Annotated in this window: 14 protein-coding genes; 4 read left to right on the top strand and 10 right to left on the bottom strand. The window is 72.3% G+C overall.

The window, feature by feature from the left end; translation table 11 throughout:
- Positions 1–5 precede the first annotated feature (5 nt).
- From EV187_RS16670 to EV187_RS16650, 5 genes are read right to left on the bottom strand one after another with little or no spacing between them, the layout of a single operon-like run.
- On the bottom strand, positions 6–1,130 hold the full coding sequence (locus EV187_RS16670) for an ABC transporter substrate-binding protein (RefSeq protein WP_165391243.1): 1,125 nt from the start codon (positions 1,128–1,130) through the stop codon (positions 6–8).
- Positions 1,127–2,497, bottom strand: coding sequence for a sulfate adenylyltransferase subunit 1 (locus EV187_RS16665; RefSeq protein ID WP_130354214.1), 1,371 nt, complete (start codon positions 2,495–2,497; stop codon positions 1,127–1,129). Before EV187_RS16665 ends, EV187_RS16670 begins: the two co-directional genes overlap by 4 nt.
- A complete protein-coding gene (cysD, locus tag EV187_RS16660; RefSeq protein ID WP_130354213.1) occupies positions 2,497–3,444 on the bottom strand; it encodes a sulfate adenylyltransferase subunit CysD in 948 nt (315 codons plus the stop codon). The genes EV187_RS16665 and cysD overlap by 1 nt, the downstream gene beginning before the upstream one ends.
- Positions 3,426–4,169, bottom strand: a complete 744-nt coding sequence (locus EV187_RS16655; RefSeq protein WP_130354212.1) for a phosphoadenylyl-sulfate reductase — start codon at positions 4,167–4,169, stop codon at positions 3,426–3,428. Before EV187_RS16655 ends, cysD begins: the two co-directional genes overlap by 19 nt.
- A complete protein-coding gene (locus tag EV187_RS16650) occupies positions 4,166–5,968 on the bottom strand; it encodes a nitrite/sulfite reductase (RefSeq protein WP_130354211.1) in 1,803 nt (600 codons plus the stop codon). Before EV187_RS16650 ends, EV187_RS16655 begins: the two co-directional genes overlap by 4 nt.
- A 259-nt stretch (positions 5,969–6,227) precedes the next feature.
- Here EV187_RS16650 and EV187_RS18830 point away from each other — a divergent pair, with 259 nt between their 5' ends.
- Together EV187_RS18830 and EV187_RS18825 are read left to right on the top strand one after the other, a co-directional pair.
- Entirely contained in the window at positions 6,228–6,656 is a 429-nt protein-coding gene (locus EV187_RS18830; protein ID WP_130354210.1) for a hypothetical protein, read from the top strand.
- Positions 6,653–6,991 carry a winged helix-turn-helix domain-containing protein gene (locus tag EV187_RS18825; protein ID WP_130354209.1) on the top strand — a complete coding sequence of 113 codons (339 nt, stop codon included), beginning with the start codon at positions 6,653–6,655 and terminating at the stop codon, positions 6,989–6,991. Before EV187_RS18830 ends, EV187_RS18825 begins: the two co-directional genes overlap by 4 nt.
- Before the next feature lie 19 nt (positions 6,992–7,010).
- Here the strand turns inward: EV187_RS18825 and EV187_RS16635 are convergent, their stop codons facing one another.
- Positions 7,011–7,754, bottom strand: a complete 744-nt coding sequence (locus tag EV187_RS16635; protein WP_130354208.1) for a sirohydrochlorin chelatase — start codon at positions 7,752–7,754, stop codon at positions 7,011–7,013.
- A gap of 150 nt (positions 7,755–7,904) precedes the next feature.
- On the opposite strand from EV187_RS16635, the gene EV187_RS16630 reads away from it, so the two are divergent.
- Positions 7,905–10,745, top strand: a complete 2,841-nt coding sequence (locus tag EV187_RS16630) for an nSTAND1 domain-containing NTPase (protein ID WP_130354207.1) — start codon at positions 7,905–7,907, stop codon at positions 10,743–10,745.
- Between the two features lie 24 nt (positions 10,746–10,769).
- On the opposite strand, the gene EV187_RS16625 is transcribed toward EV187_RS16630, so the two are convergent.
- On the bottom strand, positions 10,770–11,945 hold the full coding sequence (locus EV187_RS16625; RefSeq protein WP_165391242.1) for a phage tail sheath subtilisin-like domain-containing protein: 1,176 nt from the start codon (positions 11,943–11,945) through the stop codon (positions 10,770–10,772).
- A 164-nt stretch (positions 11,946–12,109) separates the two neighbouring features.
- A complete protein-coding gene (locus tag EV187_RS16620; protein ID WP_130354205.1) occupies positions 12,110–13,012 on the bottom strand; it encodes an alpha/beta hydrolase in 903 nt (300 codons plus the stop codon).
- A gap of 95 nt (positions 13,013–13,107) precedes the next feature.
- On the opposite strand from EV187_RS16620, the gene EV187_RS16615 reads away from it, so the two are divergent.
- Positions 13,108–13,764, top strand: a complete 657-nt coding sequence (locus tag EV187_RS16615) for a TetR/AcrR family transcriptional regulator (protein WP_130354204.1) — start codon at positions 13,108–13,110, stop codon at positions 13,762–13,764.
- A 37-nt stretch (positions 13,765–13,801) separates the two neighbouring features.
- Here EV187_RS16615 and EV187_RS16610 read toward each other — a convergent pair whose 3' ends face one another.
- Together EV187_RS16610 and EV187_RS16605 are read right to left on the bottom strand one after the other, a co-directional pair.
- Positions 13,802–14,611, bottom strand: a complete 810-nt coding sequence (locus tag EV187_RS16610) for a PDC sensor domain-containing protein (RefSeq protein ID WP_130354203.1) — start codon at positions 14,609–14,611, stop codon at positions 13,802–13,804.
- The gene (locus tag EV187_RS16605; RefSeq protein ID WP_165391241.1) at positions 14,608–15,414 is read right to left on the bottom strand and encodes a FadR/GntR family transcriptional regulator; all 807 of its coding nucleotides are present in this window, start codon (positions 15,412–15,414) and stop codon (positions 14,608–14,610) included. The genes EV187_RS16610 and EV187_RS16605 overlap by 4 nt, the downstream gene beginning before the upstream one ends.
- Positions 15,415–15,508 lie beyond the last annotated feature (94 nt).

The following is a 15,508-nucleotide window of genomic DNA, read 5'->3' as shown; positions in this document are numbered from 1 at the left end:
GGCTCCTACTCCTCGCCGAGGCCGCCGGCCGAGACCGGCTCGCCGTCGTCGGCCTCGAGCAGCGTGTTCAGCAGTCGCAGGTCGAACAGCCCGTCGATCGAGCCGTCCTTCTGCGTGCCCGCCTCGAGGCCGTTCTCGACGAGGGTCTCGAACGTCTCGGCGTGCGGGTCGACCGAGAAGGTGACGTGCTCGAGGGCGCGCGTGATGACCTCGTCGGCGAGCGGCTTGCCCGTGTCCTTCTCGATGACCGAGTTGATGACCGTCGAGGCCTCGTCGGCGTGCTCGTCGAGCCAGGCGACGGATGCCACGTGGCCCTCGAGCAGCGCCTCGACCGTCTCGGGGTGCTCGGCGAGGAACTCGGCGCGCACGAGCAGCACCGTCGTCGGGAACGCGCCGTCCTCCCAGAGGTCGGCCTCGTCGACGAGCACGTGCGCACCGCGACCGCCGTCGGCGAGGAGTCGGGACACCCACGGCTCGGGCAGCCAGGCGCCGTCGAGGCCGCCCTGCTGGAAGAGCGTGAGGGTCTGGGCGTTCTCGGTGGGCGTGATGTGCACGTCGCCGCCGCCGGTGGTGTCGGTCTCGTAGCCCTCGTCGGCGAGCCACGATCGCAGGGCGACGTCCTGCGTGTTGCCGAGCTGCGGCGTCGCGAGGGTGGTGCCCGCGAGGTCCTTCGCCGAGTCGATGCCCTCGCGCACGACGAGCGCCGCGCCGCCGGTGGCCGCCCCCGCGACGATGTGCGCCGACTGCCCGCCCGACTGGATGAACGTGTTGATCGACGGGTTCGGCCCGATGTAGGTGGCGTCGATCGCTCCGGCCGTGAGTGCCTCGATGGCCGCCGGCCCGGCGTTGAAGACCTGCGTCGTCAGCTCGGTGTCGCCGAGCGCGTCGGCGAAGAGGCCCTCCTCCAGGCCCACGAGGGCCGGCGCGTGGGTGACGTTCGCGAAGTAGCCGAGGCGCAATTCGGCCGCGGGCTCGGTCGTGGCCGCGGCATCCGCTGCTGCCGTCTGGCCCGCCGCCGACTGCGGCGCGCAGCCGCTGAGCGCGAGCACCGCGGTGGTGACGATGGCCGCCGCGAGCATCATGCCCGCGACCAGGCCGAGGCGGGAACGGACGCGTGATGTTGCGGTCATGCTGCTACTCCTTCGGTGTCGGTGGTCGTGCGGGTGGTGCTGATGCTGCCGGCGTCGCCGGTGGCGGGCGTCACCGGTGCGGTGACGATCCCGGCAGCGAGCGTGGCGCCCGACTGCGGGTCGATGACGAGGAAGGCGCCGGCGCGGCGGTGCGCGGCGTACTCCTCGACGGGAAGGTCGGCCGCGAGGCGCACGCGCACCTGGCCGATGTCGTTGATCTCGAGGCCGTCGGCGGGCCCGAGGGCGAGCGAGTCGAGATCGCGGCGGCCGACGACCTCGGCAACGAGCGCCTGCACCGTCGTGGTGCCCGACTTCACGAGCACGCGGGCGCCGGGACGCAGCGGCTGGTTGCCGAGCCAGAAGAGCGCGGCATCCAGTTCGCGGCGGGGCTCGGGCAGCGCGCCCGCCGCGACGACGACCGCGCCACGGGCCGCATCGAGCTGGTCGGCCAGGCGCAGCGACACCGACTGCGGCGCGGAGGCCGCGTCGAGCTCGCGCGGCCCGGCGTCGATGCCGGCGACCGTCGTGGTCGCTCCGCCGGGGAAGACCTGCACGCGGTCGCCGACGCGGACCGTGCCCGAGGCGATGCGACCCGCGAAGGCGCGGTAGTCGCGGAACCGCTCCGCGTCGTCGACGTCGTGCGCGAGCGAGCCCTGCGGCCGGATGACGAGCTGCACCGGCATCCGGAGCGCCTCGAGCTCGGTCTCGAGCTCATCGAGCGACGGCAGCGTCTCGAGGAGCTCGAGGAGGCTCGGGCCGGCGTACCAGGGCGTGTTCGCCGAGCGCTCGACCACGTTGTCGCCCGCGAGGGCGGAGACCGGGATGACGTGCGCGTCGTGCAGCCCGAGCTCGCCTGCGAGTGTCGTGACCTCGTCGGCCACCGACGTGAACGCCGCCTCGGAGTACCCGAGCAGGTCGATCTTGTTCACCGCGACGATGACGTGCGGCACGCGCAGCAGCTGCACCACGGCGAGGTGGCGGCGGGTCTGCTCGAGCACGCCGTTGCGCGCGTCGACGAGCACGACGACCGCGTCGGCCGTGGTCGCGCCGGTGACCATGTTGCGCGTGTACTGCACGTGGCCGGGGCAGTCGGCGAGGATGAACGACCGGCGCCCGGTCGAGAAGTAGCGGTAGGCGACGTCGATGGTGATGCCCTGCTCGCGCTCGGCACGCAGTCCGTCGGTGAGCAGTGCGAAGTCGATCGCACCCGGCTCGCCGCCGAAGCCGCGCTCGGCTGACGTGCGGGCGACCGACTCGAGCTGGTCGGCGAGGATCGCCTTCGAGTCGTGCAGCAGGCGGCCCACGAGGGTCGACTTGCCGTCGTCGACGGAGCCGGCGGTCGCGAAGCGGAAGAGTGCGTCGCTCATCAGAAGTACCCGTCCTTCTTGCGGTCCTCCATGGCGGCCTCGGAGATGCGGTCGTCGGCTCGGGTCGCGCCGCGCTCGGTGAGCGTCGAGGTCGCGACCTCGCGCACCACGTCGGCCACGGATGCCGCGTCCGACTCGACGGCCCCGGTGCAGCTCATGTCGCCGACGGTGCGGTACCGCACGGTGCGGCGCTCGACGGCCTCGCCGGCGCGGGCGGGCGACACCTCGGAGACCGCGCGCCACATGCCGTCGCGGCGGAACACCTCGCGCTCGTGCGCGTAGTACAGCGGCGGGAGCTCGATGCCCTCGCGCTCGATGTAGCGCCACACGTCGAGCTCGGTCCAGTTCGAGATCGGGAACGCGCGCACGTGCTGGCCGACGGTGTGGCGCCCGTTGTAGAGGTCCCAGAGCTCGGGGCGCTGGTTGCGCGGGTCCCACTGCCCGAACTCGTCGCGGAGCGACAGGATGCGCTCCTTCGCGCGGGCCTTGTCCTCGTCGCGACGGGCGCCGCCGAAGACCGCGTCATGGCGGCCGGCGGCGATCGCGTCGAGCAGGGGCTGCGTCTGCAGCGGGTTGCGCGTGCCGTCGGCGCGCTCCTGCAGGCGGCCGTCGTCGAGGTAGTCCTGCACGGCGGCGACCTCGAGGCGCAGGCCCAGGCGCTCGACCGTGCGATCGCGGAAGTCGATCACCTCGGGGAAGTTGTGCCCCGTGTCGACGTGCAGCACCGGGAACGGCACCTTCGCGGGCCAGAACGCCTTCGCGGCCAGGTGGAGCACGACCACCGAGTCCTTGCCGCCCGAGAACAGCAGCACGGGCCGCTCGAACTCGGCGACGACCTCGCGGATGACGTGGATCGACTCCGACTCGAGCGTGTCGAGGGTCGAGAGGCTCGCCCGGGACTCGACGGGCGTCGTGATCGTGGTCTCGCTCACAGGTGCAGCCCGCATTCCGTCTTGGCGAGGCCGGCCCAGCGGCCCGACCTCGGATCCTCCCCCGCCGCGACGGGCTTCGTGCACGGCTCGCAGCCGATCGAGGGGTAGCCGTGCGACATCAGGAGGTTCACGGGCACCTGGTGGGCCCCCGCGTGGTCGAGGAGGTCGTCGAAGGTCCAGGCCGCGAGGGGGTTCACCTTCACGAGCCCGTTGCGCTCGTCCCACTGCACGAGCGGCGTGTTGGTGCGAGTCGGCGCCTCCTCGCGGCGCACGCCCGTGAACCACACCTCGTAGCCGCCGAGCGCGCCCTGGAGGGGCGCCACCTTGCGTCGTGCGCAGCAGAGGCCGGGGTCGCGGGCGAAGAGCTGTACGCCGAACTCCGCGTCCTGCTGGGCCACGGTCTGCTCGGGCAGCACGTCGACGATGCGCACGTCGAGGGCGCGGGCGACCTCGTCGCGCGTCACGTAGGTCTCGGTGAAGTGGTACCCCGTGTCGAGGAACAGCACGTCGACGCCCGGGAGCTCGGCCGCGACGACGTGCGGCAGCACGGCATCGGCCATCGAGCAGGCGACCGCCGCGGCATCCGTCGAGAAGTTGCGGGCGACCCACGCGACGACCTCGGCGGCGGATGCCTCATGGTCGCTGAAGCTTCCGAGCTCGGCGTCGCCCGCCTCGGCGAGGGCGTGCAACTCTTCGTGCGACCGCAGGGTCGTCGCGCGGGGCGCGAGGGACACGCTCATCGGAGGGCCTCCTCGTCGGCACGGTGCGCCCACTGGGCGAACGTCTCGTCGGCGGCGACGTCGCGCTCGTCGAGGAATCGGGTGACGACCCGCTCGACGTAGTCGGCGATGCCGTCGGCGCTCACCTTGAGTCCGCGCACGGTGCGGCCGAGGCCGGCCTCGTCTCGGTCGAGCGAGGCCAGTCCGCCGCCGAGGTGCACCTGGTAGCCGGGCACCTGCTCGCCGTCGATGGTGACGAGTTGGCCCTTGAGCCCGATGTCGGCGGTCTGGATGCGCGCGCACGAGTTCGGGCAGCCGTTGACGTGCAGGCTGATCGGGTGCGGCAGGTCGAAGGCGGCGAGCCGCTCCTCGAGGTCGAGCACCGCGGCCGTCGCGTACGCCTTCGTCTCGACGATGGCGAGCTTGCAGAACTCGATGCCCGTGCACGCGATCGTGCCGCGGCGGATGAGGCTCGGCCGGGCCGACAGCCCGAGCTCGTCGAGGCCGGCGATGAGCGACTCGACGCGGTCCTCGGGGATGTCGAGGATGACGACCTTCTGGTGCGGCGTGGTGCGCAGTCGCGTCGATCCGTGGGACTCGACGAGGTCGGCGAGGCGCGTCAGGATCGGGCCGGAGACCCGCCCGACGATGGGCGTCGCGCCGACGTAGAACCGGCCGTCCTTCTGCCGGTGCACGCCGACGTGATCACCGGGCGTCGCCGGGGTCGGCGCCGCCGGCCCGTCGGGCAGCGCCTCGCCGAGGTACTCGGTCTCGAGCACCTCGCGGAACTTCGCCGTGCCCCAGTCGGCGAGCAGGAACTTCAGGCGGGCCTTGTTGCGCAGGCGCCGGTAGCCGTAGTCGCGGAAGATCTGCGCCACGCCGTGCCAGGCCTCGGCGACGCGCTCGGGCGCGACGAACACGCCGAGCCGCTCCGCGAGGCGCGGCGCCGTGGAGAGGCCGCCGCCGACCCAGAGGTCGTAGCCGATGCCCAGCTCGGGGTGCTCGACGGCGACGAACGCGACGTCGTTGATCTCGTGCACGACGTCCTGGCTGGGGTGGCCGGTGAGCGCCGACTTGAACTTGCGCGGCAGGTTCGCGAGCGACTCGTCGCCGATGAACCGGCTCGTGATCTCGTCGATCTGCGGCGTGGGGTCGATGAGCTCATCGGCGGCGATGCCCGCGACCGGCGAGCCGAGCACGACCCGGGGCACGTCGCCGCACGCCTCGGTCGTGCCGAGCCCGACCGCCTCGAGGCGACGCCAGATCTCGGGCACGTCCTCGACGCGGATCCAGTGCAGCTGGATGTTCTGCCGGTCGGTGAGGTCGGCGGTGTCGCGCCCGAACTCGGTGGAGATGCCGCCGATGACGCGGAGCTGCTCGGTGCTGAGCTGACCGCCGTCGATGCGGACGCGGAGCATGAAGTACTCGTCCTCGAGCTCGTGCGGTTCGAGCGTCGCGGTGCGCCCGCCGTCGATGCCGGGCTTGCGCTGGGTGTAGAGGCCCCACCAGCGGAAGCGGCCGTGCAGGTCGGTCGGGTCGATCGACGCGAAGCCGCCGTCGGCGTAGATGCGCTCGATGCGCTCGCGAACGGCGAGGCCGCCGTCCTCCTGCTTCCACTGCTCGTTGGCGTTCAGCGGCTCGGTGCCGTCCACCTTCCACTGCCCGTGCGGACGGGAGGCGGGACGGGCGGGGCGCTCCGCTGCGGCCGGGCGCTCCGCTGCGGCCGGGCGCTCGGGCCGGGCCCGGTGCTCGGCACCGGCGGGCCGCCCGGCGGGGGTCGATCGTGCGGGCGCGTCATCCGTCGTCGTCGGGGTGGTCACGGGCGTCCTCCTTCCTGGGCCGGCGCTGGTGCGCGATGCTCGTGTGCGGTCGAAGCTAGGCGAGGCTCGCGGCGGCGGCACGTTCGTGACGCCGCCGCCCGTCACGTGACGTCACGTCTCGTCGCAGTTCGCCGCATTGCGTCACAGCCTTGACAAACGCGGCGCCGCGCGACGGGGGCGCTCGCGACGCGAATCCTCCTCACGTTCGCTTGACCCTGTGGAAAGTAGTTGCCAAAATGGAAAGTGAAAGGAGGCCGCCATGAGCGAACCCACCGGATCGGACGCGGCGCGGTCCCTCGCCGACGCCGAGCGCATCGCGACCCTCGTCCGCGCACGCACGTCGCAGAACGTCGTCTCCTGGCTCGCCGGGACCGCGGTGGCCAGCGCCTTCTACCTCACGGGCGTCGGCGCGGCGGGGAGGGAATGGGACTGGATCGCCATGCTCTCCGGACTGCTCGGCACCGCGGTCGTGAGCGTGACCGCGCTGTTCTTCTCGACGGACGTCACAGGCGCCCGGGCGCAGCTGCGCCGGTGGTGGCGCGCGGTGCTCGTCTGGCTGCTCGTCCTCGGAGTCGCACTGGGCGTCGGACTCCCGCTCTTCCCCGGGCAGCTGTGGTTCTGGCTCCCGATCGCCGTCGTGAGCGCCGTGCCGCTCATGGTCGGCATCGCGCTCGAGGTCAGGGAGTGAGCACGGCGCCCGGCCCGGGTGCACGCGGCGACGGCGGCGAGCACCCGCGACATCGTCTCGAGCAGCCGCTGCTGCATGCCGTGCGGTTCTCGATCGTCGCGACGCTCTCGGCGAGCGAGATGGCCGAGTTCGCATTCGTGCGCGACACCGTCGAGGTGAGCGACTCGGTGCTGAGCAAGCAGGTCGCCGTGCTCGAGAACGCCGGGTACGTCTCGGTGCTGAAGGGGTACGCGGGCAAGCGTCCGCGCACCTGGCTGCGGCTGACGCCGGACGGCCGGGATGCGTTCGCCCGACACCTCGAGGCGTTGCGGGACATCGCGCGCCAGGGCGGGTGACGGCGGCGCCGGCGGCGGTTCAGCCGAAGCGGCCGGATGCCGCGTCGTATCGGTCGAGCACGACCTCGACGAGTTCCCGTGGCGCCGGCTCGTCGGGCACGAGCAGCGGGCGCGCCGTGACGTCGGCGCCCGCCGCGCGGGCGAGGTCGTCGAAGAAGCCGGGCGCGAGCAGGTAGTTCGCCACCACCACACGGCCGCCGTCGGCGGCGGCATCCGATCGGGCCGCATCGATCGCGGCGGGAAGGCGCGGCTCGGCCGCGGAGAGGAAGCCCAGCGACACGTCGCGATCAGCGGCCGCGGCGAGCCGGGCGGCCATGTGCCGGCAGTCTTCGACGGCACGGCGATCGCTCGATCCCGCTACCGCGAGCACGATGCGGTCGTCGTCGCGCAGGCCCGCCTCGCCGAGCCGTCGCAGCAGCACCGCCGCGAGCCGGTCGTCGGGTCCGAGGGCTCCGGCGAGCACCGTCGGGCGGGCCGCCTCGGCCTCGACGGCCTCCGTGAGGTCGACGTGCACGTGGTATCCGGCCGAGAGCAGCAGCGGCACCACGACCGCGGGCTCGCCCGGTGCGAGCGAGGCGAGCGTGGCGGGCACGTCGGGCTGCTCGACGTCGACGTGTCCGAGCCGCACCGACGGCGGGGCATGCGGATGCCGCTGCGACATCGCCGCGGCCACGGCGTCGTGCAGACCACGCACGGAACGACGGCCCTCCTCGGACGACGTGCCGTGCGAGATGCCCACGAGCGCCGGTGGATGCTGCGTCATCCCCCCATGCTCGCACCTGCCGGGCCGGCGTCGGCGAGCGCGGCGACATGACGCCCGCTCGCGCCGCCGCCCTCCGTCGACGTCGAGCGCCCCATCCGGCCCGCCGCGGCTGACTGGGCGTTTGCATAATGGTGGCAAGGGGTGATCGACATGTCGGAGACCACACGGGTGCTGCGGGTCTTCATCTCGTCGCCGGGCGACGTGGCAGAGGAGCGCCTCCTCGCGCGCAGCGCGATCGACCAACTGATGTACGACCCGTTCCTGCGTGGTCGCGTCTCGTTCGAGGTGATCGCGTGGGATGTCGGGCGGATCGCGGTCCCGATGCTCGCGACGCAGACGCCGCAGCTCTCCGTCAACGACGCCATCCCCCGCCCGAGCGAGTGCGACATCGTCATCGTGATCCTCTGGGGTCGCATGGGCACGCCGATACCCGCCAGCGCATTCGTCCGGGCCGATGGTTCGCCGTACGCGTCCGGGACGGAGTGGGAGTTCGAGGATGCCGTCGGAGCTTCGCGAGAGACAGGACGGCCCGCGGTGCTGGTCTATCGACGGCGGTCTCCCGTCGTCTACGACCTGGCGGCGCCGGATGCCACGGAACGAGCCGACCAGCTCGCGTCGGTCGAGGCGTTCTTCGGGCGGATGGTCGACGATTCGACCGGCTCGATCCTCTCCGGCGTCAACGAGTACTCCTCCCCGGACGCGTTTCGGAAGCTCCTCGAGGCCCACCTCCGCGAGCTCGTGTTCCGCCTGGTCGGTCCCGGCGGCGACGGCGCCGGCGACCACGTCGAGCCGCAGCTGTGGTCGGGATCTCCGTTTCCCGGTTTGAGGTCGTTCACATCGGTCGACGAACCGATCTTCTTCGGCCGCGGACAGCAGACCGATGAACTCGTGGACCGTATCGCCGGGGAGAGCTTCGTCGCCGTGGTGGGCGCGAGCGGCTCGGGCAAGTCCTCCCTCGTCGGGGCGGGACTGATCCCACGACTGGCCGCCGGTGCAGTCGAGGGAAGCGACCGGTGGTGGCTTCCGGCGTTCGAGCCGCGCCTGAACCAATGGACCGGCCTGTTCCTCACGCCCGCGGAAATGGGGCCGGATCCCTTCCTGGTGCTCGCCCAGCGACTCGCTCCCGGGACGAGCACCTCGGTGCGGAGGCTCGCAGAGCGTCTCAGGGCGGAACCAGATGCCGTCTCCCCACTCGTCGGGGCCCGGGCGACGGCGCTCGGTCGAGCTGCGTCGGCCCTGATGGTCGTGGATCAGTTCGAGGAACTGTTCACGTTGGTCGACGAGCGGTATCGGCAGCCGTTCATCGAAGCCCTTGCGGAGCTCAGCAGGACGGGCACCGCTCGCGTCGTGATCACGGTGCGCTCCGACTTCTACGCCGCCTGCCTGGACCTCCCCGGGCTCGCCCGGCTCTTGACGCAGGGTCACCTCCCACTCGCCGCTCCAACCGACGAACTCCTGGACATGATCGTCAGACCGGCCGCCCGTGCGGGTCTGGAATTCGACCCGGGGCTTCCCGCACGGATCCTCGCCGATGCCGGCCGCACCTCCGGGTCCCTGCCGCTGCTCGCCTACACCCTCGATGAGCTCTACCGGCTCCGCGATGACTCCGGTCGCCTGACGGCTCGGGCATACGAGGGTCTCGGCGGGGTGTCCGGTGCCATCGGCGCCCGCGCTCACGAAGCATTCTCGGCCCTGACGGCGGACGTGCGCGACACCTTCCGAGACGTCTTCGGCCGACTCGTCGACGTGGCTGAAGGGGGCAACTTCACGAGGCGAAGATGCGAGCTCGACCGCGCCGTCCAGTCCCCCGCCGAGCGTGCCCTGGTGGACGCTCTGACGGAGGCGCGGCTGCTCGAGGTGAGCGGGGGCGAGGACGGCCGCCCGGTCGTCTCGGTGGCGCACGAGGCGCTCTTCTCGCGCTGGCCCCTGCTGGCGGACTGGCTGGAGGGCATCCGCGCCGACCTCCAGCTGATCCGTCGTGTCAACATCGCCGCGGCGGAATGGCAGGCCAGCGGACGCGACGAGAGCTATCTGTGGCAGCAGGAGCGACTCGATGCCGTGGTCCGGGCGAGGGCAGTGCTCCACCCCGTCTTCGACGCCGTCGTCGAGGAATTCCTCCAGCCGGAGCACCTCCGGCTCCTCGCCCGGCTCGAGGATGAGTCGACGATGGCCCATGCCCGGCAGACCGTCGCGGATCGCCTGGTCGAACTGAGCCCGGCGTCCATCCCCGGCCTGGTCCGTTGCCTGAGCAGTCCGAGCCCCGAGGTGCGGGGTGTCGCTTCGTCCGCGCTCGCGCGCATCGGCACACCCGCCGCGAGCTCGGTCAAGCCGCTGCTGCGTCATGCGGACGCCGAGGTGCGCCTCGCAGCGGTCGGCGCCATCGGACGTTCGAAGCCCGTCGACTCATCGGCCCTCCTTCCCCTGCTCGCTGACACCGACAGCCGCGTTCGTTCGGTCGCGGCGGGCATCCTGGAGGGGACGGAAGGCCGGGACCGAGTCGAGGTCCTGCTCCAGCTGGCGGCGGGGGACGCCGATGAGCGTTGGCGCGCGGCCGGCAAGCTCGGAACGCTGGGGGTCGAGGGCGTCGGCCCGCTGATCGGACTGGCGGTGGACCCGAGCCGCCTCGTCCAGCGCTCGGCGAGGCTCGCCGTCCAGGCGCTCGGCCGTGTGGCGGTGCCACCCCTCATCGCAGAGTTCCGCGACGGCGAAGCGACCCGGCGAGGCGCCGCAGCCGACCTGCTCGCCGCGATCGGTCCGGACGCCATACCCGACCTGCTGGACGCAGCGGCGGATTCCTCGATACGCCAGGACATTCGATCCGCACTTTCGACCATGGGACCCGAGGCCGTGCCGGCGTTGCTGGAGGTGCTGTCGGGCCCGGCGCCTGCGCGGGACGTGGCCGTGGCCGCACTGCTCGACATCGGATCGATGGCTGCGGTCTTCGGCCTGGTCGAGCGGGGACTGCTCACGAGTGACGCGATCACGGTGTGAAGGGTAGGTCGACGAGCGGCGCAGCTAGGCGGTGACCCACAGGACGCGGAACGACGCGACGCCCGTTCCCGGGATCCGGGCCCAGGCCTCGAGCGTGATCCTCCCGGGCTGATCCCACAGCCCGTTGATCTCCTCGTCGCATTGCACGGCGAAGGCGTCCTCCGCTCGCTCACCGTCCAATGAACCGGCATGCCACATCAATCGCAGCAACCCATCGACGTCGTGCGCCAGCTCAGCCCATACGGCTCGATCGTCCGGCCGCTCGGCGAGCGCCCACCTGGTGCGCCGGGTCAGATTGCGGCCGAGGAATGCCATCACGCGCCGAGACGCCAGCTGACGCCACGGCGCGTCACTGCTCAAGGTCCTCGCGCTGTGGAGGACGACCCCGCTGTCGGGCGTGCCGACGAGGGCGTTCACCCCGATCGGGGTCAGTACCTCGAGTTCGATGGTTGTCGACTCGAACGCCACGCCTGCGACGCCCCGGATGGTTCGCTCGACCGGGGATTGCTCCGGCCCGACTCGGTGATCGAACCCCGCCATCAGGCCGGCCACGTGTCCGCTCGGCGGGATCGGTTCCGATCGTTGCGGCGCAGACGTATGCAGCCACGGCCACAGCATCGCCGCGTACGTCGAGTCGTATGCCGCGATATCCCTCCGCCAGGCCCGTACGACCTGCGGACCGAGACCGGGCGGACTGTCGAGAAGGGCCACCCGATCCCTCATCAGCTCGCAGTGAGCGATGGCTGCGGTCTGGCCGGCTCGAACCTCCGCCAGGTCGTCGCTTCCGTCATGGGATGCGGCGACGAGGTCGGGCAGCACCACCAGCGAGACGTCGTCGAGGGGCTCGAGCGAGCAGAGTCCGGTCCGGTCCCGGGGATCGCCGACCAGCGAGGACAACTGTCCGGGCCCAGGACGCCCGGGGAGCCGGACGACGAAGGCGGAACGCCCGCCGTTCTCGAAGAACCCCTTGACGGACTGGGCCATGAAGCCCCCTTCCACCTCTGGTCCGAAGACCTCCCCGAACTCCTTCCAGCCGGTGATGCGGGTGGGTTGCTGCTCGGGACCCCGACTCGCCCATCCGAGGAACGCGCTCGTTCCATGCTCCGCCTCCCACACCGAGCGCGCGTCGAACTGCGGTTCCGGCGGCGTCCGCCGGAACGTCGCTCGCGGCGGACCGACCGCGAACTCCTCGAGGTACACCCCTGGAGTCAGGTACGACGGCATGCCACCTCCTCACTCGGTGGCGCAACAGGATCCCACGCGACGCAGGAGTGCGTCGGAGCGAACCCCCGTCGTGCACGAATGGAACGCGGTCGCGATGTGCACCCACGCTATCGGGTAGGGCAGCGGGCCCGGTAGGAGGCTCAGGCGGAGGCCGCGGGCACCGGCTCGGCGAGTCCGGCGCGGTCGAGCGACGTGAGGCCACCGGTCGCGAACGCCGTCACCGCGTCGAGCGTCGCATCCGCGCCGAGCACGCGGGCGTGCCCCGCCCCGTCGGTGAGGAGCAGGCGCGAGCGCTCGCCGTGGGCGGCGTGCAGTCGCAGCGACTCGGATGCCGCGACCTCGCGGTCGGCGCGGTCGTGCACGACGAGCAGCGGCACGTCGGCGGGCAGCGGTCGGGCGACGGCGTCGACGCGCGCATACGGGTCGTCCACGTCGGGCAGGACGCGACGGGCGAACTCGTGCGCGAGCACATCGGCGGTCGCCGCGCCCACGCGGATGCGGTCGGCGAACGAGTCGACGAGGTAGCGGGCGTCGGCCATACCGGCGATCGCCGCCACCCCGCCCGTCGCGGTGCCCTCACGCACGGCGGTGAGCGCGGCCAGTGCGCCGAACGAGTGCCCGACCACCAGCCGGAACATGCCGTGGCGCTGCTGCATCGCCTCGATGGCGGCCAGGTAGTCGCGGATGTCGGTGCGGCGACCCGCGGAGTCGCCGTTCGCGGGCGCGTCGAAGCCGACGATGCGGAGTCCCTCGGCGCGGAGCTCCCGCACGATCGGGGCGAACTGCGAGGCGCGTCCACGCCAGCCGTGCACCACGAGCACGGTCTCGGGCCCATGACCCCAGGCGTAGGTGACGAGGTCGCGGCCGCGCACGGAGATCGTGCCGCGCTCGGCGTGCTCGTGCACCGCGCGGTCGGCGGGACGCACGGGCAGCGCCGGACGCACCTGCCGGAACAGCGGCAGGGCGAGCCGGCCCGCGAGGCCGGGCGAGACGCGATCGGCGGCGCGCACGGTGGCGACGAGGGCGGTGGTGGCGGGGTGCATGGCGGCCTCCGATGGTGATGTCCCGGCGCATCCGTTCTATGAATACGAACGGTCGTACGTACACTATACGAACGATCGTGCGTAAAATAAAGACCATGAACGAGATCGACGGCCGACGCGTGCGGGGCGACGCCTCGCGACGCATCGTGCTCACGAGCGCTGCCGACCTCGCCTCGGTCGAGGGGCTCGACGGCCTCTCGATCGGCCGCCTCGCGACGGCGGCCAACGTGAGCAAGAGCGGCGTCGCCACGCTGTTCGGCACCAAGGAGCGCCTGCAGCTCGCGACCGTCGAGGCCGCGGCGCAGCGGTTCCGCGAGGCCGTGATGCTGCCGGCACGCGTCGAGCCCCGCGGCATCCGTCGCATCGCCCTGCTCCTCGACCTGTGGATCGCGTACTCGCGCGACCGGGTGTTCCCGGGCGGCTGCTTCTTCGCTGCGGCGGCGGCCGACCTCGATGCCAAGCCGGGCCCCGTGCACGACGCCGTCGCCCGTGCGTTCGAGAGCTGGGGCGAGTACGTCAGCGTCTCGCTCGGGTACGCGATCGAGAACGGCGAGCTCGCCGCCGGCACCGACCCCGCCCAGCTGTCGTTCGAGGTCACGGCGCTGCTCGACGGCGCCAACACGCGTTCGGTCCTCGCCGGTTCGCGCGAGCCCTACGTGCGTGCGCGACGGGCGCTGGTCGCGCGACTCCTCGCGGCGGGCGCCGACCCCGAGGCCGTCCGCCAGCTCTCCGAGGGCGACGACCTGGCCTGACCGACGACCTCGCCGGCCCGGCCGCGAGAGTCGGGGTTCAGGCCTCGAGCACCAGCGCGAGCGAGGTGTCGCCGCACGGCACGACCGCCTCGCCGCCGGGCAGGCTCGTGGCATCCGTCACCGTGACGGCATCGCGCAGCGGGGTGAGCGCCTCGGCCAGTCCGTCGAGGCGCAGCAGCGCGCCCGTCGCCCGCCGGGCGTCGGTGGACGCGACGATGCGGCCCGACGCGTTCACGAGGGTGCACGGATGCCCCGACTCGCGGATCACCGGCAGCAGCACCTGCTCGAGGCGCGCCACGTACAGGTCGGTGCCCACGAGACCGGCCATCTCGCCGCCGACCCGCACCGGCGTGGTGATCGTCACGGTGTAGTCGTCGGTGCAGAGGTAATCGACATAGGGGCCGGTGAGGTGCCGGGTGCCCGTGCGTGCCGGGACCCGCCACCACTCGAGGGTCGTGTAGTCGCGGAACTGCTCGGAATCGGGATCGCTCACGGCCTCGAGGCGCCGCAGCCTGGGGTCGGGCCCGGCGCCGAACGTGTTCGAGCCGCTCAGCCACCACGCGAGATGCCACGGCGCGTCGACGAGGAACCCCGGCGCGGCGACGAAGCCGGCGCCCGTGATGAGCGTGCCGTCGCGCTCGAGCTCGGCGCTCACGAGCGCGGCCACGACGGGATCGAGGGTCGCGGCGGTCGGCTCGGTGCTGCCGGTCAGCGCGCCGGCGAGGGGGCCCGAGAGCTCGCGCTCGAGGACGTCGCGCCACCCGTCGATCATGGCGAAGACGGGGTCGATCGTGGAGGCGATGCGCCGGGCGATGTGCTCGGCGGTGACGTCGACGGTGACGCTCATGGCCTCCCTCCTTCCGGTGTTGCGGCCGCGGACGCCTCGTCGGACTCGATCGGCGACGCCTGCTCGAGGCGCACCTTCTCGTCGATGAGCCACTCAACGGCCGCGGCGATGTGCTCGGTGGTCGCGCGTCGTGCACGTTCGGGTTGCACGGTGCGGATCGCCTGGATGACCTCGAGGCGAGCCGTGCGGCTGCGGTCACGAGAATCCTGCTCCCTCAGGCACAGCCAGAGCAAGGGCCCCGCCTCAGCCTGGAGCCGCAGCTCTTCGTGCACGAGGCGCGGCGACTGGCTCACCGCGGCGATCTCGAGCTGGAACCGGCCGACCGCGCGCCGCGCGCCCCCCGGGGTGGCGAGGTCGGCGCGGGCGTCGAGCTCGACGAGGCCGGCGAGGTCGTCCTCGCTGGCACGATCGGCGGCGACCTCGGCCGCCATGCCCGCGATCGCGGCGTAGTGCAGCGAGAGGTCGCGGAGCTCGATGCGGCTGAGCGCTCGCACGCGCTCGTCGATCATGCGCATCGACGCGTCGCGGTCGTGCGTGACGAAGCTGCCGCCGTCGCGCCCGCGCTTCGTGTGCACGAGGCCCTTGTCGCGGAGCGCGACGAGCGCCTCGCGAGCCGTGACCACGGCGACGCCGAGGCTGCGGGCGAGCTCGGATTCGCTCGGCAGGCGCTCGCCGTCGCGCAGCACGCCGGCCACGATCGCGTCGGTGAGGCGCTGCTCGACGAGCTCGGCACGTCCCGCGCCCTCGAGCGGCGAGAAGACGACCGCGCGCGTCGCATCGGCGCGGCCGGTGGCCTGCGGCATCCGACCTCCCGGCATTCGATCTCGTCCGTCATCGGAACTGTGACAAGACCGTAACACGGGAGGCTGCATTAAGACATCTGGATCCATATGATTT

The organism is Agromyces ramosus (genome assembly GCF_004216665.1).
GTDB classification, from domain to species: domain Bacteria; phylum Actinomycetota; class Actinomycetes; order Actinomycetales; family Microbacteriaceae; genus Agromyces; species Agromyces ramosus.
The sequence above is the reverse complement of the archived record's forward strand: the minus strand, read 5'-3'. Positions and strand labels throughout refer to the sequence as shown.